Annotated in this window: 10 protein-coding genes; 7 read left to right on the top strand and 3 right to left on the bottom strand. The window is 46.0% G+C overall.

The genetic code is table 11. The features are described from left to right. Positions 1-142: 142 nt before the first annotated feature. Positions 143-2,971, top strand: a complete 2,829-nt coding sequence (locus RIB93_RS08420; RefSeq protein ID WP_446372153.1) for a GAF domain-containing protein — start codon at positions 143-145, stop codon at positions 2,969-2,971. 412 nt (positions 2,972-3,383) lie between these two features. Beyond that, complete coding sequence (locus tag RIB93_RS08415) at positions 3,384-4,298, top strand: Rpn family recombination-promoting nuclease/putative transposase (protein ID WP_446372151.1); 915 nt, start codon at positions 3,384-3,386, stop codon at positions 4,296-4,298. Between the two features lie 128 nt (positions 4,299-4,426). On the opposite strand, the gene glmU is transcribed toward RIB93_RS08415, so the two are convergent. After that, the gene (gene glmU, locus RIB93_RS08410) at positions 4,427-5,785 is read right to left on the bottom strand and encodes a bifunctional UDP-N-acetylglucosamine diphosphorylase/glucosamine-1-phosphate N-acetyltransferase GlmU (RefSeq protein WP_446372149.1); all 1,359 of its coding nucleotides are present in this window, start codon (positions 5,783-5,785) and stop codon (positions 4,427-4,429) included. Positions 5,786-6,280: 495 nt separating this feature from the next. Between glmU and RIB93_RS08405 the strand changes: the two genes are divergently transcribed. Together RIB93_RS08405 and RIB93_RS08400 are read left to right on the top strand one after the other, a co-directional pair. Further along, a complete protein-coding gene (locus tag RIB93_RS08405) occupies positions 6,281-12,430 on the top strand; it encodes a CHAT domain-containing protein (RefSeq protein WP_446372147.1) in 6,150 nt (2,049 codons plus the stop codon). A gap of 363 nt (positions 12,431-12,793) precedes the next feature. Beyond that, the gene (locus RIB93_RS08400) at positions 12,794-13,768 is read left to right on the top strand and encodes a hypothetical protein (protein WP_446372145.1); all 975 of its coding nucleotides are present in this window, start codon (positions 12,794-12,796) and stop codon (positions 13,766-13,768) included. A 140-nt stretch (positions 13,769-13,908) separates the two neighbouring features. Here RIB93_RS08400 and RIB93_RS08395 read toward each other — a convergent pair whose 3' ends face one another. After that, positions 13,909-14,718, bottom strand: coding sequence for a DsbA family protein (locus tag RIB93_RS08395; RefSeq protein ID WP_446372143.1), 810 nt, complete (start codon positions 14,716-14,718; stop codon positions 13,909-13,911). Between the two features lie 148 nt (positions 14,719-14,866). Here RIB93_RS08395 and RIB93_RS08390 point away from each other — a divergent pair, with 148 nt between their 5' ends. Together RIB93_RS08390 and RIB93_RS08385 are read left to right on the top strand one after the other, a co-directional pair. Continuing rightward, positions 14,867-15,724 (top strand): Uma2 family endonuclease, encoded by an 858-nt coding sequence (locus tag RIB93_RS08390; RefSeq protein WP_446372155.1) that lies wholly within the window; start codon positions 14,867-14,869, stop codon positions 15,722-15,724. A 115-nt stretch (positions 15,725-15,839) separates the two neighbouring features. Then, on the top strand, positions 15,840-16,535 hold the full coding sequence (locus tag RIB93_RS08385) for a Uma2 family endonuclease (protein WP_446372141.1): 696 nt from the start codon (positions 15,840-15,842) through the stop codon (positions 16,533-16,535). Positions 16,536-16,995: 460 nt separating this feature from the next. Here the strand turns inward: RIB93_RS08385 and RIB93_RS08380 are convergent, their stop codons facing one another. After that, positions 16,996-19,242, bottom strand: coding sequence for a RelA/SpoT family protein (locus RIB93_RS08380; protein ID WP_446372139.1), 2,247 nt, complete (start codon positions 19,240-19,242; stop codon positions 16,996-16,998). 509 nt (positions 19,243-19,751) lie between these two features. On the opposite strand from RIB93_RS08380, the gene patD reads away from it, so the two are divergent. Next, entirely contained in the window at positions 19,752-20,111 is a 360-nt protein-coding gene (gene patD, locus RIB93_RS08375; RefSeq protein WP_446372137.1) for a heterocyst frequency control protein PatD, read from the top strand. Positions 20,112-20,305: the final 194 nt, after the last annotated feature.

Here is a 20,305-nt window from a genome sequence, read left to right as displayed (position 1 = left end):
GCTCTTCCGATCTCCCCCAGCTCCCCCAGCTCCCCCAGCTCCCCCAGCTCCCCCAGCTCCCCCAGCTCCCCCAGCTCCCCCAGCTCCCCCAGCTCCCCCAGCTCCCCCAGCTCCCCCGTTCCCTGTTCCCTGATAATTAATTATGGGTCAGCAAAATCTACCATCCCAAACCGATCATCCATTCCTTGCCCTAGGACGAGTGCTGGAGACATTGCGGGAAGAGGAAAATGCTGAGGTGTTGATCGAAACTACTCTAAATTACCTGCAAACCGAGTTTGATTACCACCTGATCTGGATTGGGCTTTATGATCGCTTGGATCATCGCTTATTTGGTAAAGGGGGTATTGCTCCCACGGGTGAGACCGATTTTTTGAAGCAACGATACAACCTGCAACCCGGTGATCTTTTAGAACAAATCGTGATTCAACAGCGCCCAATCACCGTTCCCGATATTCAGCAAGAAATCCGGGCGGGAGAATGGCGACGAATTGCTACGAATTTAGGGATTCAGGGAACATTGCTGTTTCCCTTACGCGCCAAGGATCAATGTTTTGGTGTCACCTTGTTGGGTTCACATGAATGGGGTATCTCTGCCACACCCAGGGACACCGCCCATTTATCCATGGTGTTGGGTGGATTAGCGGCGGCGTTACATGAAATAGAGGTCAATTGGCAACAATCGGCAATGAAACGCCCTGCTGAACCCCTGTTTCAAGCCCTCGATGAGCTGCTCAAATTGCCCAAGCTGGTTCAGCGTTTGGATAAATTGGTGGCGATGACTCAAGAGTTTATTACGCCGACGCGCACTAATATTTATTGGTATCATCCGCAGCAACGCTATTTCTGGCATCGGGTGGGTAATCGTCAATCTCTCCGTAGTGTTGTCGGATTACGCAACTCCAAAGCAGGTCTTACTGTTGCTGAAGCCAGTGACTTTTATCAGGCGTTAAAGGCGGGTCAGTTAGTCACCATTGGCAGCAGTAGAAGCCAACTTAAGACAGAAACCACAAAACACATCCTAAATGGACTACGAACTCGCTCGTTGATGGCAGCCCCGATTCAAATTCAAGGGGAATTGTTGGGTTTTCTGTCGGTGGAAGAAGACGATCCGCGAATTTGGGAACGGGCAGAACGGAACTATATGCTAGCTGCTGCTCAATTAGTGGCGCTGGTGGTGAGTGGGGAGGAATTAGACACCCAAGTTCAGGTAAGAATCAAGGATAGCCAGATGGTGGCAACGATCGCTCAAGTGATCGCCTGTAGTCCCACGCCTGAAGCCGCTCTGAATGAGTCGGGGAAGCTGATTTGTCACCATCTGAATACGGATCGATTGGTAATCCTGCAACCGGATCAGTCGGGTCAATTCACTGTTGTGTTTAGCCGACAACCGTCGAATCGCCGTCCTTGTCCCTCACCCTTACCCCCCCTGGATGATCAGGATCAGCAGTGGTTGAGGGGACGAAAAAAAATGGAGGTGATTGAAGATATTGAGGCGGATGGGTTACTCCTTTCCTGGCGGGAGACGTTCACGCAACTGAATCTGCGATCGCTCCTCATTCAGTCTTTATCCTATCCAGAACATTCCCCGAAACAACCGAGTTTCCTGTTCTTGATTGGTCATGAGAGTCCTCGAACGTGGAACTCGAATGAACGGGATTTTGTGAAAACTGTGGCTCAACTCATCCATCTGCGGCTAACGCTATCGGGTGAGTTAGATAATGCCAAACGTTCATTTTTGGCGCACCAAACCCTGCAGTCGGGATTATCTATGCTCAACTCAGCGCCCAAAGATCCGGTACGCTTTGAACGGGCTTGGATTAATTATGTGGCAAAATTGCTGGAATCTCCGCTGGTGGCGCTGCTTACTTGGACTCCCCAAATTGCTTGGGCGACGGTATCCACGGTGGCGGTTACGGATTCGCGTTTGGCTCTTCCTCCCGATTTAACCATTTCGGTGGCGACTAATCCCGTGATTCACGAGGCTCTAGCTACCCCGCATTTCTGCTGCTTTTTAGTCAAGGATCTGCCAGACTCGATTCGTCAATGGTTTAAAAGTCCCGATATTGGTCAAATTTTGGTGATTGCCTTACATCAGGATACCACCTCAGCCACGGGACTGATCTTGATTGCGGATCACCAGGAACGAACTTGGTCTGAAGGTTTGTTATCGGTACTGGAAATCTTAACTCAACAGTTTACTGACTTGCGTGACTATCGGTATCGCCTAATGCAACAAACCCAAGAGCGGGAAAACTTGCAAGCTCTCAACTGGTACAAACACCGATGCTTGGAGAAATTGTATCAGTCTGTGCAGGAGATGAATAATGCCTTACTCTCATTGGACACTCAGACATATTCTCCGGCGGAAGCCACACAGCAGATTACTAATTCGGCGTTACAAAAGATGCGTCGTCAGCAACTGCTGCACAAGTTAGAAGCCGTTCTAGCGGGTGTGACTCCGATCCTCAAGCAAGAACAGTGGCAACTCAGGACGACGCTACGCCCGATCAAGTTGGCAACGTTGTTGAAGCGATCGCTGCGACAGGTGGAACCCTTTTATAATCAGCGTCAACTGGTTCTGAATATGCACAATGTCAGTCAGTTTACCATTTATGGGGATTACCTGAAGCTAGAATGCATTGTGTTAGAGTTATTGCTCACGATTGGTTTACAGTCCCGTGCTGGACGTTGGATTCATTTGTGGTGCTGTCCCTTGCGTTCGGATACTAAGCCTAGGATGCGCTCAAGTTCACCTTATCCGTTACTCGAGTTACTGATTTCTCAAAGCAATTCTTTGGAGGAGTGTCAGCAGATTCTCACCGCTTCACCGAGAAAATCGCTGCATAGCTTAAACATGAAAATTTGCCAACAAATTTTGCGGAGTTGGGGAGGCGATCTGCAATTTTACCAAACCAAAGTCCATGACTATTTGATCCGGTTGCTGTTGCCATTGGAACAGAAGCAGAAGTGACACTCACCCGGCTGAAATTGGTTGAATTTAACCCGTCCGATTTTGGTTAATTTATGATGGAAAAATGATATTATTACAGATAGCATCGTCATACCCGTAGGGTGGGTTAGGCGGTGATTCAATTGAAAAAGTTACCGCAAAATTGGATATCCGCCGTAACCCACCAATAAAAAAGTGAGCCATTGGTGCGTTACGCTGCGCTAACTGGCAAGGGTTTCACCCTCATCCCCTAACTCCTCCCTAACCCTCCCCTTATCAGGGGAGAAAACACTACTGGTTGTTGGAAGTCTCCCAACCTGGAAAAGTCAGGACGTTTTTAGTGTAAGCGATTGTAACGGCTAATTTATGCTCAGTTTAAAAACTAAGTATAATCAAAATAGAATTAGTTTTACGATTAAATCACTAAAAAACTATGACTCTAAAATTTATTAGCCCAAAAACTGACTTTGCCTTTAAAAAAATATTTGGCTCAACAGACAGCAAAGATATCCTGATTAGCTTTTTAAATGCCTTAATTTATGAAGCCAACCCCGTGATTCAAGATTTAGAAATAATTGATCCGTATAATCCTAGGGAAGTGGTGGATCTCAAAGACAGCTATCTGGATGTTAAAGCCTTACTGGATAATGGCTCAACCGTGCTAATTGAAATGCAAGTCCTCAACCTAGCCTTCTTCGAGAAGCGGGTTATTTATAACCTGACCAAAACTTACGGAAATCAGCTAAAATATGGCGAAGGATATTCCTACCTGAAACCGGTCATTGCCTTGACAATTACCGACTTTCTCATGTTTGATCAGACACAACGGTATCTAACCCGGTTTAGCTTAAAGGAAAACCAGGAATTGTTTGATTATCCTGATCCAGAAATCGAGTTAATTTTTGTAGAATTACCTAAATTCACGAAAACGCTAGATCAGCTAGAGAGTTTAACAGATAAATGGATTTATTTTATTAAAGAGGCTCCCAGCTTAGAGGTAATTCCCCCCACATTTAGCCAATTTCCGGAACTCGATAAAGCGATGAATATCGCCAATCAAGCTAATTTGAGTGTAGAGGAAGTGGAAAAATTGCGTAAGCAAGAAATGTTCCTGGAAGACCAACGAGGATCGATTCTTAAGGCAAAGCAGGAGGGACTGCAAGAAGGATTAGAGCAAGGAATCCGATGGATATTCCGTTTTCTGGAGCGACAGTTGGGGTCAATTCCGTCAGAAATAAGTCAGGGAATTCAAAACTTATCGGTTGACCAGTTGGAACGTCTCGGAAATGATGTTTTTGATTTCAACAATTTAGAAGAGTTATCAAGTTGGTTACAGGAAAATGAGTGATTTTGGGGCGCTTGTGCGTAAGGTTTCTGGGGGGGTCAGGTAATGGCTGAAATTCTTATGTGTTCCTAGACTACCCCGGAAGGGAACCAAGAGGGCTTGGGAACCAAGAGGGCTTGGGAACCAAGCCCCTACGGGGTGGGAAAATTGAGACGCCAACCGGGTTTGACAACTTGACGCGATCGCGCAATCACCAGACAATCATCAGGTGTACTTTCGGTGATCACGGAACCCGCTGCTACTGTGACATCTTCGCCCAAGGTTATAGGTGCAACAAGCACACTATTGGAACCCGTCTTTGTGCGATCGCCGATTTGAGTGCGATGCTTTTGTATCCCATCGTAATTGGCGGTAATCGTTCCTGCGCCAATATTCACCTGATCCCCTAACGTCGCATCCCCCAGATAAGACAGGTGGGCGATATTTGTGCGATCGCCAATTTGGGCATTTTTCAGTTCCACAAAATTCCCCACCCGACAAGATTCCCCGATGCTGACATGCCCTCTAAGATGAGTATAAGGTCCGATACGGCTATTGTCTTGCACCACTGAATCACTCACCACCGCATACAGCGCGGTGACATTCTTCCCTAACTGACTATTTTCTATCATACTTCCCGGTCCAATCCGACTCCCGGAACCAATCACGGTTTTCCCCCGCAGATGGGTTTGGGGTTCAATAATGACATCCGGTTGCAATTCTACGCTGTCATCAATGGTAATACTATCGGGATTAATTAACGTCACCCCCGCCATCATCCAGGCTTCCTTCACCCGATCCTGTAAAATCTGGTAGGCTTCGGCTAACTGGTTGCGGTTGTTGATTCCCAAGATTTCCTGATAATCCTCTACATCAACCGCCATCACTGGTTTTAGCTGATGAATCGTATCGGTTAAATAATATTCCTTTTGGTCATTATTTGACTGTAGATTCGGCAATATTTCTGCCAACTTCTGCCAATTGAAACAATAGACTCCCGCATTAATTCGACGGTTCTGCTTTTGGGCGGTGGTGCAGTCTCGATCTTCTACAATCTGAGTAACCAGATTTTGTCCATCACAAAAAACTCGCCCATATCCTTGCGGATTGGGGAGTTGCGCGGTTAATATCGTCGCAGCATTTTGATGGGTTTTATGGGTATCTAATAATTGTTGCAGGGTTTGGGGGCGCAACAGGGGAACATCACCATTCAAGACCAACAAATCCCCCGTAAATCCTTCTAAGTGGGGGAGGAGTTGTTGTACTGCATGACCGGTTCCCAATTGTTCGGTTTGTTCCACAAATTCGATATCCTGGAACTGGGCGAGAGACTGTTTAACAAGTTCTGCTTGATAACCGACAATCACCAGACACCGCAACGGATCGACACCAAGACAACTTTTGAGAACTCGTTCCACCATTGACAAGGAACCCAAATTGTGGCATACCTTGGGCAACTTGGATTTCATTCGTGTCCCGCGTCCTGCGGCTAAAATCGCGACTGCAACCATGATTGAGATAGGGGTGATCTGTTACCGAGTTATAGAGTTTCGCTCACTAATAATACCATACGTAGTCGGGCAAAATTAAAGTTAATGGTTGAGATTAGGCAACAATGGTTCATTGCCATCAACGACAGGTGATCAACCATGAACCAAGGGTGGGGCGGCTATCCCTACCACCTTTGATCGAGGTCAGCTTCTCGCCGCTTTGGTGATGTGTCGGCTTATTTTATCCGATTTAATTTTCTAAAGGTTTCATTTTTTAATCAATATTTGTAACAGTATAGTAATTAAATCAACAGAATTAAGCTATTGGATAAAAATCAGCGGCTGTAAGGCTCAACATAGATTAAGAGATGTTGCTAATTTTGATAATTCTCAAAAAAACTGATTAATCCTCAAGTCTTCTCCTCTTCATTGTGTTATAAAAAAAATACCTTTAATTCTCGTAAAGCAACCGGTTGAGATGGTAGGGATTTAACCACTGCATAGGGAACAATCGCCATGAAAATCATATATCGACTGCTTATCCCCTTAGGCTTAGTCGCCGCGTTTACACCAACGCCGCTAGTCTCTCAACCGATTATACCAGCGGCTGATGGAACAGGAACCCAGGTTACACCTGATGGTAACCGCTTTGATATCCAGGGGGGTAGCGTTTCCGCAGATGGGGCAAATCTGTTTCATAGTTTCCAGCAGTTTGGACTCGATTCTGATCAAATTGCTAATTTTCTGGCGAATCCCCAGACTCGTAATATTTTAGGGGGGGTAATTGGGGGTGATCCGTCAATTATTAATGGTCTTATCCAAGTGACTGGAAGTAATGCTAACTTATTTTTACTCAACCCAGCTGGAATTGTTTTTGGTGCAGACGCCTGGTTAAATGTTCCGGCTGACTTTACTGCAACCACGGCTACGAGTATTGGGTTTGGCAATAATAATTGGTTCAATGCTTTGGGTAACAATGACTACCAAAGTTTGGTGGGTGTTCCCCATCAATTTGCCTTTGATGTTTCCCAGCCGGGGAGTATTGTGAATGCTGGTAATTTAGCGGTAGCCGAGGGGCAGAATTTAACAATGTTGGGGGGTACTGTGATTAACACAGGTCAACTCACCGCACCCGGAGGAATGATTACGATTGCGGCTGTACCGGGTGAAAATTTAGTTCGCATTAGTCAACCGGGAAACTTGTTGAGTTTGGAGATTTCTCCCCGTCCAAGTAATACTGATGAACCGCTACAGCTAAATCCTCTAGATTTGCCAGTATTATTAACGGGTACAGGGGAAACAGTAGATACGGGATTAACTGTTTCTCAAACTAATGAGGTGCAGTTAACTGAATCTGATACAACCCTACCCACTGAAGCCGGAACAGCTATTATTTCCGGTAATTTGGATGTATCAACGCCAGACTTTTCAGCTTCATCCCAGATTGGTGGTGAGGTTAATGTTTTGGGCGATAACGTGGCACTTATTGACGCGACGATTAATGCTTCTGGTGCGAATGTTGGAGGTACAGTCAGGATTGGTGGAGAGTATCAGGGGAACGGTACAATTCCTAATGCTTTACAGACGTTTGTGAGTCACAATTCAGTAATTAATGCGGATGCACTGAATCAAGGGAATGGCGGAAACGTGATTCTTTGGTCAGATGAAATCACCCGTTTTTTAGGTAGTATTAGCGCCCGTGGCGGATTGAATGGCGGCGATGGCGGATTTGTTGAAGTTTCGGGAAAACAGGGTTTAGATTTTCAAGGCGTTGTCGATTTGTTAGCGCCTGCGGGTAATGTAGGAACGCTATTATTAGACCCAACAAATATTACGATTAGTACCGCAGCGGATACCGGAAGTATGACGTTTGCGGGAGGTATATTTTCCGACACGATGACGACTCCCTCTATTCTTAATACTACGACTCTAGAAAATCAATTGACTTTGGGTAATGTCACCGTTTCGACAGTTTCGGGTTTGTCAGGTGCGGGAACAATTACTGTAGATAATCCGATTACCTGGAGTAGTAACTCGTCGCTAACACTTTTCGCTGATAACGATATTAATGTTAATGCGGATATTAGCTATTCGGGAACGGCTGATACTGCTTTAACCTTACAAGCGAATAACAGTATTATTTTGGATTCTGGTGCAGATATAACAGCTAATAATATCGGGAAGTTAGATGTTACTCTGAATGCTGACCGAGATGGGAGTGGTGCAGGGTCAATTCTCCTTAACCCTGGTTCAGCTATCAATTCCAATGGCGGTGATATTATTCTGGGGGGTGGCGATAATCCGTTGATGAATCCGGCGGTAGGTACAGTGTCTAATTCTTCTGGAATTCTTCTCGACAATGCTGTACTCAATTCTGGGATAGGTGATATTTCGATTATAGGTAAGGGCGTCGATAATTCACAGTTAGCCCAAGGTATAGAGATCAGGAACGGAACGATAATTCAAACCACTACGGGTAACATCAAGCTGATGGGGACAGGTGGGATAGGAGTCGATGAAAATCATGGAATTTTTATTTGGGAACCCGTTAATCCAACTAATCCAGCTAGTATAATCAGTTCAGTGGATGGCACTATTAGTTTAACTGGAATCGGACAAGGAACAGGCGATGAAAATAGTGGCATTCGAGTTGATAACTTTTCGGGAGGTATGGGTCCTATTGTCGAAACCACAGGGAGTGGTACTATAACCTTTAATGGTACGGGAAGTAGCGCGGGAACTCAAGCCAATGATGGTATTGTTCTGGGTGAGGGTAATATCATAATTCGTTCAGCCGATGGCGATATTAATCTGACAGGAGTCGGACAAGGTTCAACCACTCAAAGTGATGGTGTGGAAATTGCTTTGGATTCCATTGTGGAAGCGACTGGAAATGGAACTATCCGATTAAATGGTACTGGTGGGATGGGTACAAGTGATAATCAAGGGGTGCGGATATGGAAATCCTCCCAGGTGCAAACGAATAGCGGAACAGTAGATGTAATTGGTGTTAGGGGTATGGGAACGGATTCTTATGGGATTCAGTTAGCTGAAAATGGAGAGTTGGGACAAGAAACGCAAACGGGAAACTTGACGCTAACGACGGATTCGTTGGATGTTGATAATACGTTTAATCTGGTGGGTAAAGGACAATTACAGGTACAACCCTTAACTCCAAATTTAGGAATTACGATTGGCGATACTGCTGTTGGTACATTAAACCTGGATACCGATACACTGGCTAGCTTCCAAAATGGATTTTCACAAATTATTATTGGTGGCGCGAATCGTAGTGGCGCAATTACCCTAGCTAGTAATGTTACCTTTAATGACCCAGTAGTTTTGCGATCGCAAACCAACTCAGGTTCGATTACGACGACAGGTTATACCTTAACCGGAATCGATGACGCTACGATTCAGCTAGACGCGAATCAAGATATTATAACGGGCGATATTATTAATCCAGGTGGGGAGATTAGCCTCACCAGCAATAACGGGATTATCGACACTCATCGCGGTATCCTCAACAGTAGCGCCGCAACCGGGGATGGGGGGAATGTTACTCTCACGGCGAACACGATTAATCCCGGTTCTATTAATACCTCGGCGGCTGCTGGACGTGGTGGTAATATCAGCTTAAATGGTACTGTTACTCTAACTCAACCGAATACAAGCTTCACCACCACAGGGATGACGGTTGGGGGTGATATGATATTCACCAATACGCTCAATGGTGTCACACCTGATCGCCAAAACCTGACCCTAAATTCGGGTACGGGTGCGATTACGTTTGAGGATAGTGTCGGGAATACGGTTAACCTGGGAAACTTAACCATCAATAGTACAGGTATCACCCAATTCAAGGGTTCTGTAACCGTTGAGAGTCTAACCACTAATACCGGGGGTATGACTCAAATCCGTAGAAATGTGATAACGAATGGAGAGTTGGGTCAAACCTACCGTGATGACGTTACTCTTGTTGGCGATATTCAATTAACGGGTGACGAAATTAATTTTTTGGGGACTGTAGCGGGGAATGGGACTTTGACCTTACAACCGTTTAGTCCTAGTCACGCGATCGCACTTAACGGTACGACCGATATTAACACAGAACAGCTCGACCTGTCAGCCCGGGATATCAACGCCTGGGAAAATGGTTTCGAGTCTATCACCATCGGGCGCAATGACAGCAGTGGCGCGATTACCCTGGCTGATGATGTGACGTTTAATGACTCAGTGACATTGCGATCGCCCATGGGTGATGGTTCGATTACTACCACAGGCTTTACTCTAACCGGAAACGGTGAGATTACGCTACTAGCGAACCAAGATATTATCACAGGTACGATTAACAATCCGGGTGCAGCGGTGACGCTGACGAGTCTTTCGGGAAATATCAATACTGATGCGGGGACAATTTACACACGATCAAGTATAGGCAAAGGAGGCGCGATCGAACTCAATGCCCGTAACACTATCACGACTGGAGATTTAGACTCGGGTTCTGCGTCTGGAACTCCAGCACCAATTACGCTTAATGCAGGTAACCAGATTACGTTCAATCGTCCCCTAATTTTACCAGGAGATTTCTCTGTGAGTATCCCCAACTCCGGTATGATTATTTTTAATAGCACGGTTGACGGAACCTACGATCTCACCCTTAATCCCGGTGGTGGTATTGTTCAGTTTAATGATCAGGTTGGCAGCTTGCAACCGTTGCAACGTTTATGGGTTCAAGGTGATATTACCACAAATAATCCAGCCGGGATAGATATCACAGCCGAGAATACGATCAAAACCGATGATATTACTGCCCCTAGCGGGATTAATTTGTTCAGCCACAACGGACAAATCTCCACAGGTATTCTGGATACCTCTGCTTCTGGTAATGGTGGTAATAGTAAGCTGACGGCTAATGACAGGATTACTGTTAGCCACATTAATACTCAGAGTCTCAATGGTATAGGCGGAAACGTTGAAATTACAACCAACCATTTCTTCCGGGCGACTGACTCTTTCATCGACCAGAATGGTATCAATGCCAGTATTTCCACGGCTGGAGGAACAGACGGTGGCAGCATTATTATCCGTCATGGGGGAATCATGCCATTTATTGTTGGTAATTCCCAAACCAACGGTATCCGAGGCGCAATGACTCGAGGTGATGCTGCACCAGACCAAACAATTGTACCCAATCAAGTCTATTTCTTCAGCCATAGCCAAGATGAAGAACAGATACAAATTTTATCATCCCCTGTCCCTTTCATTCCCGATGAATCACTCATTCGAGAAGCCAAACCCGACCTAGAGACAGATGTAGATATTATTGAGTCTTTAAACAATCTAATTGGGCAGGGTTTAGAAGCCGAAATCGAAATTGAGGAAGATCCCGAAACTGGAGAAAAAAGGATTTTGCAGCGCTTTTACACTCCAGGAACTCTCTCGCTCAATCTTGAGACTTCATTATCAGTGGGTCAGACTGACAAACTGTTTGAGGAGCAATTTGAAAAGTATTTCCAGCAAGATCTAAGCCGTGAAATCATCACAGCCGAAGGCTTGCGAGACACCCTAACCACTCTAAAAGATCAAACGGGAAAGAGTTCCGGCGTTGTTTATGTACGTTCTCTGACCAACCATCTAGAACTGCTGTTAGTTCTTCCTCAAGGTTATCCCATTCGCAAGAGAATCCCAACCGCCAATGCTAAAGAATTACAGCAAACCTTGACAGAATTTCGCCAAACCGTCACCGATTCCTATCGCCCCAAAGCCTACCTCGCCCCCGCGCAACAACTGTATAATTGGATGATTGCCCCTCTAGAATCTGAGCTAGAAGAACAGGGAATTGATACGCTGATCTTTTCTATGGGTGCAGGTTTGCGGACAATTCCCATGGCAGCACTTCACGATGGCAACCAATTTCTTGTCGAAAAATATTCAATTGGTTCTATCCCCAGCATGAGTCTCATCAATCACCGCTATAAGACAATCAAAAATGCCCAAGTTTTAGCCATGGGAGCATCTAAATTTAAAGATTTATCCCCGCTTCCCGCTGTACCGAATGAATTGCAGATTATTACTAAAGAATTATGGTCAGGTCGATCTTTTTTAAATGAAGACTTTACCCTAAACAACCTGAAACAACAGCGTCAGCAATTTGGCATTATCCACCTCGCCACTCACGCCGACTTCCGACAAAATGACCCCAGTCATTCCTATATTCAACTCTGGGATGAAAAACTCCGGTTAAATCAGCTAAGGCAAATCGGTTGGAATCAGCCGCCTCAAGTTGAGTTATTAGTCTTAAGTGCTTGTCGCACCGCTATTGGCGATGTGAATGCGGAGTTAGGGTTTGCTGGATTAGCGGTGAATGCGGGAGTGAAATCTGCCTTAGCCAGTCTTTGGTATGTCAGTGATGGCAGTACATTGGCGCTGATGAGTGAGTTTTATTGGCAATTGAGTCAACCGGAAGTGACGATTAAAGCAGAAGCATTGCAACGCGCCCAAATTGCTATGTTACGGGGACAGGTGCGTCTGGAGAATGGTCAATTACACGGTATTGGTATGGGGGGAATTCCTTTACCCCCGGAACTAAAAGGCAGAGGTAATCAAGATTTTTCTCATCCTTATTACTGGGCGGCGTTTACGATGATTGGTAGTCCTTGGTAGAGGAATATTTTTGAGGGAACCTGGTTTGTAGGGGCGGGTTTCACTACTATCGTTTCTTGGCTAACCCAGATGTAACTAAACCCGCCCCGACTGAGTGTAATACTCGGAATTATATTTTTTCAACGCAGAGGGGCGCAGAGGGTAGCGCAGAGGGGCGCAGAGGAATTGGCAGTATGTGAAAAGTTAGCTGCACCCCTACTGTCTCCTGAAACTCTACCCGATGGGATTCCGGAAAAATTGTTCATCTATAGAAATATGGAAAATGAGGGTGACTTGAGCAAGGGTAAGCTATCAAAAAGTCCCCGCAGCAGCAGGAAGTAAACACCGAAATGCCACGCCAGATAAGTATTTTGGATAGGTTTTATGGAGCAGCAGTCTATAGTGAGTTACAAAAAGTCATCGGATGGAGTTGCATTAGAACCTCAAGCCGAAGCGACGCTATTCGATTTCCGTTGGTTTTTCCAGCTACCCCCTGCACTGAAGGGTATGGGGGTGAGCATCGCCGCCTGTAATACTGTGGTGATCTCGTTTGGGCTTTATTCTCTGTTGAATGCTGTTCCATCGAACCCGGATCTTGACCGATTAGAACGGGCGAGGGCAGAATATGATGCGGGAAACTTTCAAAAGGCGATCGCACTAGCTAAATCGATTCCCCAAGAGAGTGCTTTGTATCAGGATTCTAAGACTAGCCTCCAACGGTGGCGACGGGAATGGTACACAGCCGCTGCTCAATACCAAGCCGCTGAACAAGCGTTGAAGGAAAAACGATGGCGAGATGTGTTGGCAGAAGCTCGTAAGATGGATGGTGTCCGCTTTTGGCGGCGTAAAGTTGAATCCTTGGTGGAACAAGCCACACCTGAGTTAGAAGCCGAAGCGCAACAATTACTGAATCAAGTTTACGCTAAAGCCCAAGAAAAAGATTTTACTGGCGCTTTGAACTTGCTCAACCAAATTCCCCCAGAGACAACAACGGCGGCTAAAATTCAACCGAAGTTAGCCGAATATGAAGAAAAACAACGCATTAAAGCTGAGTATCTTTTACAACGAGCCTATAACCAAGCCGCCAAACGAGACTTTAAGAGCGCGTTGAACTATCTTTCCCAAATTTCTCCAGGTACATCCACCTACGATACGGCTCAAATTAAGATGGCTGAATATTCGCAAAAGCAGCATTTTAAGGAAGAAGTCGAGAGAACAATTCAACTGGCGCAGAGGGAGTCAGAGGAGCAAGAAGAATCGTCTGAACCTTTTTCTACAGAACCGTTTATCTCTACCGAAACGGATGAAAAAACATCAGAACTGAATCCCGGAAACCAACTGCAAGAGGTTACACCTTAAGTTTGTCATTCGTCTTATGTCATTGAGTAAAGGGCGACCCGAGTCAATTGAGTGGACACAGTTGTTAATTGATGCAAGCGGGTCGCCCCTACAGCCATTACCGTTCCTTCCTATCTCCCAGACGCTTCAAAAGCACGTCTCTACAATTGCTGTTCCCTGTTCCCTGTTCCCTGTTCCTTTAACGACTGTTTGACACGAGTGAAACGTTTCTCCATTTCCTCTAATTCTATCGCCCCAGTAAACACCTCCCCATTCATCACAAAAAAGGGAGTTCCAGTAATCCCCAAACTCTCCGCTAGCTGAATATCCTGAATAATCGCTGTTTCTGCTGCTTGGCTATTGCGATCGCGATTAAATTGGTCTACATTTAAATTTAAACCTTTGGCTGTCTCAATATAAAATGACTCTCCCAGTTTTTCTTGCTGAGTAAACAACACATCATGATACTGCCAAAACGTCCCCTGTTGAAACGCCGCCCACGCTGCTTTCGCGGCTGAGATAGCTTGGGGATGAATTGAGGCTAAAGGGTAATGTTTATACGTCAACGTCACCTGATCCTGATGCTTTGCCATAAACCGTTGCACCGTTTTATGCGCCCTGCCACAATAGGGACATTGAAAATCAGAAAACTCGACCATGACAATCTTGGACTGAGACGCCCCTGTCGTCGGTGATTCTCCAATAACGGCTTGAGGATTGGTTTTAAGTTCCTGAACAAACGCTTGCTGGGCTTGCTGGAGTTGCTGTTGGACACGTTGCTGATACCCCTGAACGGATTCCAGAATCACGTCTGGGTGTTCGCGAATCACTTGCAACACTTGTTCTTCTAATTTGGGACTAACTTGGCTAGCGGCTTGAACGGGTAGAGAAGTGCCGAATAAGGTAATACAAAGAAGCAACGCGATCGCACAAAGCCGAAATGGGTACATGGTTGAATGGTCATGGTTCATGGTTCATTGTTGATTGTAACGGGCAGGCAAGCGGTAAGATTTAATTTATCGGGACTATTGATGAATGTGCGATCGCACCATTTGTTCGTTCGTAGTCGGCGCTTTAGCGCTAGAAGATATAGCAACCGCCAAGGTTAAACAATCTCAGATGGTTCTGCAAACTCCAACCTCCGCCAAACGCCAAGAACCCCTTGTCACCTGGGAAAAGCTTCCCGACGATTTCATTTTGCCCGATGATCCCGTGGAAAACATTCTACAACCGCCCCTCGCCGCCGCCCTGACAGACGCTTTAGGTGCAGCCAATCGCCTGAATTCGCAAATGTTAATCGCCTCCAATTTTGGTCTCGTCACGACGGTGGATCAGAAAATTGTCGTCAAAGCACCAGACTGGCTGTATGTACCCCAGGTATTCCCGGTTGCAGAAGGCGTAATTCGCCGCAGCTATACCCCCAATCGGGAAGGGACTCCAGTTAGCATCGTCATGGAGTTTTTATCAGAAACTGAAACAGGAGAATACTCAGTACGACCAACATTTCCCTATGGTAAGTTGTACTTCTACGAGCAAATTCTCCAAGTTCCGACCTATGTGATTTTTAATCCCCTAGAACCAATCCTAGAAGTTCATAGGTTGCAAAATAATCGATATGTATTGCAACAACCCACAGCAGAAGGACGCTACTGGATTCCTGAATTAGAACTATTTTTAGGCATCTGGTATGGCACTCGATTAGGCTTAACCAGCAATTGGTTACGCTGGTGGGATGAGTCGGGAAACCTGTTATTGTGGAGTTCAGAACAAGCTGAACAAGAACGCCAACGTGCTGAACAAGAACGCCAACGTGCTGAACAAGAACGCCAACGTGCCGAACAAGAACGCCAACGCGCCGAACAAGAACGCCAACGTGCTGACGCTGTAACCAATAACCTAGAGCAAGAACGGCAACGTAATCAGGCGTTGATAGCAAAATTGCAAGAGTTGGGTATTGATCCGAACACGTTGTCCTAAACGTTGTCCTAACCTATCAATTCAGGATATCGGTTCGTGAGCCAACTCACTGAATCGGCGAGTGCCCTGAGTCGTTAGGATAAAAGAAAGCTGTAGTCAAACTGAACCATATCCTATGTCTGATGAGTCTGTGGGAAATATTCAAGAACCGTTTCTCGCCGCCGCCCTAACAGACGCTTTAGGTGCTGCCAATCGCCTGAATTCACACATGTTAATCGCCTCCAATTTCGGGCTTGTGGGGTCAGTTAATGGGAACATCGTGGTCAAGGCACCAGACTGGCTGTATGTACCCCAGGTTTTACCCGTTCCAGAAGGAGAAATTCGCCGCCGCTATACACCCAATCTCGAAGGCAATCCAGTTGGGGTGGTGATGGAGTTTTTGTCAGACACTGAAGCGGGAGAATACTCCATACGACCCAGTTTCCCTTATGGGAAGTTATTTTTCTATGAGAAAATTCTCAAAGTTCCTACCTATGTGATCTTTGAGTCCCTAGCCGTAGTCTTAGAAGTCCGCCGATTACAAGATAATCAATATGTAGTGCAACAACCCACAGAGGAAGGACGCTATTGGATTCCTGAATTGGAGCTATTTTTAGGCATTTGCTATGGCACTCGATTAGGCTTAACCATCCCCTGGTTACGCTGGTGGGATGAGTCGGGAAATTTATTGCTGTGGAGTTCAGAACAAGCCGAACAAGAACGCCAACGGGCTGATGTAATGGCAAATAATCTAGAGCAAGAACGGCAACGCAATCAGATGTTAATGGCTAAATTACAAGAATTAGGCATTGATCTCAATACTTTGTCCTAACCTATCCCTCCTTAATTCTGAGTCAAGGGGAATTTTAGCTGAATTCTGTTGTTAGGCATTAAGCGTTTTACTCTTCTATATTCTATGATAATTAGGGCTTGCTGCACAAAGCCGAAACCCATATCAAGCAATGCTTTGAGCCATATTGACAGTGGATAAAGTGCAAGAAAATGGGGTAGCATCCTTCATAAGTATGGCATCACCTTGCTCAGGTAAAATGTACCCTTGCTCCCCCAGCTCCCCCAGCTTCCCCAGCTTCCCCAGCTCCCCCTCACCACAAGACTTATTCAGCAGCCCCTAATTACCGTCGCATCCCTTGTGAAGTCAGAAACGGAAATAGTGGAACCCGCTCCTACACATCGGTCAGGGCGGGTTTAGTTGCATCCCTTTTGAGGTAAAAAACGATAATAGTGAAACCCGCCCCTACAGACTAAAATGGCGCGTCACGACTTGAACCTGTTCATTCATTAATATCGCTGATCCGCCGCAGATTCAAAATATCGCTCATCTTTTTAATTTGAGCAAAACTTTGCTGCAACTGCCCGTAATCCCGAATATCGATGCACAAATCAATCAACGCAGGTTTACCGTCTTGAGTTTTCACCTGAGCTTTCCGCACATTGATATGATGATCACTTAAGCGGGAAAGAATATCCTTTAAAACCCCGACCCGATCCAACACTTCAATTTGAATATTAACCGGATAGGTTTGTGGACGCCCACTCTCTTGATCCGTCGGATTCCAATTCACCGGAACTAATCGGTCTCCCTCAATATTTTCCACATTGGGACAGCCTTGACGATGAATCGAAATTCCCCGCAATCGGGTGACGACACCCAAAATAGGTTCGCCGGGAACCGGATTACAACACCCAGCAATCCGATGCATCAATCCCTCAACCCCTGCAATGGGTTCACCTTTAATCGTCCACTGGTCACTTGTTTCCTTCGCCGTCGGTAACGATGGAACTAAATCTTCGATTTCTTCGGGTTCGGTTTCAAGGGGTTGTGTGGCTTTTACTGCATCGCGCAACCGATTGACCACTAAATTCAGGGTGACTTCTCCATACCCTAATGCCGCCAGTAAATCCTCAGCATTTTGATAATTACAGCGTTCGGCGACGGATTGCATGGGTTCTGATTTGAGTAAGGATTCAAATCCATTTTTACCCAATTCCTTCTCCAGCAATTCTCGACCTCGCGCCACATTTTCATCGCGGTGCGATCGCTTGTACCATTGGCGAATCCGGTTTCTGGCACTGGGCGTGACGACGAAGTTCAACCAGTCTAAACTGGGGTGACTATTTTTCTGGGTGATAATTTCCACGATATCCCCATTTTTTAACGGTGTATCCAGAACTCGCCACTGACCATTAATTCTCACCCCAGCACAGTGATTACCAATCTCGGTGTGAATCCGATAGGCAAAGTCTACAGGCGTTGCGTCCCGACTCAGGGATACCACATCTCCATCGGGGGTAAAGGCGTAGACATCATCGTCAAATAAATTATCTTTGACACTTTCGATATACTCATGGGCGTCTTTCAGGTCATTCTGCCATTCCAGCAACTGTCGCAACCAGGTAAACTTGTCATCGTCTGCGCCAATCCGAGTTGGATCAGACGTCCCGGTTTCTTTATACTTCCAATGTGCGGCAATCCCATATTCGGCAATCCGATGCATTTCCAGGGTACGAATCTGCACTTCAATAGGACGCCCATGGAAGCCAATCACGCCTGTATGTAGAGACTGGTAACGATTGGGTTTAGGTAAGCCGATGTAATCTTTAAACCGACCGGGAATCGGTCGAAAGGCATCATGGACGACAGCTAATGCCCGATAGCACCCTTCGTTGGTCTCCACGATGATCCGCATCGCCGCTAAATCATAAATTTCGTGAAATTCCTTATTGCGACGCTGCATCTTCTGATAAATTCCATACAGATGCTTAGGACGACTATTCAAGTCCACACATCGAACGCCCATTTCATCGAGACGCCCTCGCAGAATTTGCGAAACCTGGGTTAATCGTTCCTCCCGGTCTTGACGCCGTTCGGCAACCAGTTTCTGTACTTTGCGATAAGCATTCGGTTCTAAGTACTTAAAGGATAAATCTTCTAACTCCCACTTAAGCCGCCCAATCCCCAAGCGATTGGCTAAGGGGGCAAAAATCTCGCGGGTTTCCTGGGCGATCGCCCGCTGTTTTTGTGGCTTAAGATGTTCTAATGTCCGCATATTATGCAGACGGTCTGCTAACTTGACCACAATCACGCGGATATCCTTCGCCATGGCGAGGAACATACGGCGGAAGTTTTCGGCTTGGCGTTCAGTTTTACTCGAGAAGTTAAATTTGGAGAGTTTGGTGACGCCTTCGACTAAATGGCGAACCTCTGCACCAAAAATTGATTCAATCTCCTCCAACGTGACATCCGTATCTTCGACCACATCATGGAGTAAGCCAGCCGCCATCATGGTACTGTTGCCGCCTAAGTCTCTTAATAAGCCAGCAACGGCTACGGGATGGGCGATATAAGGTTCTCCAGAGGCTCGATATTGTTCCGAATGCAGTTGATAAGCAAATTCAAACGCCCGCACCACTAACGCCGCGTCATCCGGCGTTGATGGGTCAGAGGCTGTTGATAAACACTCTTGCAACCAGTTGGGAACGTCTAGGTTATAGGTGGTGGGTAGGACAGTGGCACTCATAATTCTTTCCCTGACAGATCTATAAATAATAAGGATAGTTCAACGGTAATGGCAGTAAGATCTCTGTTTAGTGGTATAGTTATCGGTTTTTGTGAATTCCAGAAATGGGTCAAATTCCCTAGATTATCTGTATAGTAATCAGACCTAGATGAGAAATAGTAACATGAACTACCAGATATCCACCCTTGTTACCGGATACAGAAGCAACAGGTCACTTCGGTCACGGACTTGATTTCCAGTAAAATCTTGAATAACCAAAGGACTGGGTTGAAGCCAACACGCTGAAATTTTTGCGGATGGTTGTCAATCGCTGGTCGCTAAGACAGCAAACCGTAACTGTTTTCGGAGAAATCCGTTTTGGCAGATAGTCCCTACCTTGGTTACTCGGCGATGAGAATGCCAACTGACTCTCAGACTGAACCCTGATCTTCAGCTTGGTGGCAAATTCTTGTATTTATAAACAAAAATACAAGATTCTTTACATTTATTCTAGACCAACCTGTCTGATAATGTTAGTCCCCTCCCAACGGCAATCCTATCAGGACTTTAAACATGTCCTAGATGACCTGCACGCCTGCACCCAGAGTCAAGAGTTAGACCAAACCGAGATCCAGGAGCGTTTCCAGGCGGTGAAGCAGCTCTTTCAAGGGCGAATTATCACGCTCAATCCCGATGAGGTTCATCAGGAACAAGTATCAATATGGCAGTCTAGGCAAACCGAAATCCATAGACATATCCGACTGCTAGAAACTGATATGTTAATGTTGCGGACGGCGCGACATTCTGCAACGGTTCAGTCTAGGGTGGCTATCATCCGCGATCGCCTGAACACCCTGATTCAATACTGTAGTGCTATGCTTCAACTGTAGCACTCTAGTCCAGTCCGTGTGTAGGGGCGGGTTTAGAGAATGTATTGGCGCTGTTGTTGATAACGTTTGTTCAAAACCCGCCCTGATTGAATGTGTAGGGGCGGGTTGAGGGAATGTATTGGCGCTGTTGACGATAACGTTTGTTCAAAACCCGCCCTGATTGAATGTGTAGGGGCGGGTTGAGGGAATGTATT

Origin of the sequence: Coleofasciculus sp. D1-CHI-01, assembly GCF_040218875.1 — a bacterium.
Lineage (GTDB): Bacteria > Cyanobacteriota > Cyanobacteriia > Cyanobacteriales > Coleofasciculaceae > Coleofasciculus.
Note: the sequence above shows the minus strand (reverse complement) of the source record. Positions and strands in the feature narration are given on the sequence as shown.

Excerpts from the sequence above, each read along its gene's own strand:
- RIB93_RS08390 (WP_446372155.1), top strand. The coding sequence starts at position 14,867 with ATGGTTCTGCAAACTCCAACCTCCGCCAAACGCCAAGAACCCCTTGTC.
- RIB93_RS08395 (WP_446372143.1), bottom strand. The coding sequence starts at position 14,718 with ATGAACCATGACCATTCAACCATGTACCCATTTCGGCTTTGTGCGATC.
- RIB93_RS08400 (WP_446372145.1), top strand. The coding sequence starts at position 12,794 with ATGGAGCAGCAGTCTATAGTGAGTTACAAAAAGTCATCGGATGGAGTT.
- RIB93_RS08415 (WP_446372151.1), top strand. The coding sequence starts at position 3,384 with ATGACTCTAAAATTTATTAGCCCAAAAACTGACTTTGCCTTTAAAAAA.
- RIB93_RS08405 (WP_446372147.1), top strand. The coding sequence starts at position 6,281 with ATGAAAATCATATATCGACTGCTTATCCCCTTAGGCTTAGTCGCCGCG.
- RIB93_RS08380 (WP_446372139.1), bottom strand. The coding sequence starts at position 19,242 with ATGAGTGCCACTGTCCTACCCACCACCTATAACCTAGACGTTCCCAAC.
- RIB93_RS08385 (WP_446372141.1), top strand. The coding sequence starts at position 15,840 with ATGTCTGATGAGTCTGTGGGAAATATTCAAGAACCGTTTCTCGCCGCC.
- glmU (WP_446372149.1), bottom strand. The coding sequence starts at position 5,785 with ATGGTTGCAGTCGCGATTTTAGCCGCAGGACGCGGGACACGAATGAAA.
- RIB93_RS08420 (WP_446372153.1), top strand. The coding sequence starts at position 143 with ATGGGTCAGCAAAATCTACCATCCCAAACCGATCATCCATTCCTTGCC.
- patD (WP_446372137.1), top strand. The coding sequence starts at position 19,752 with ATGTTAGTCCCCTCCCAACGGCAATCCTATCAGGACTTTAAACATGTC.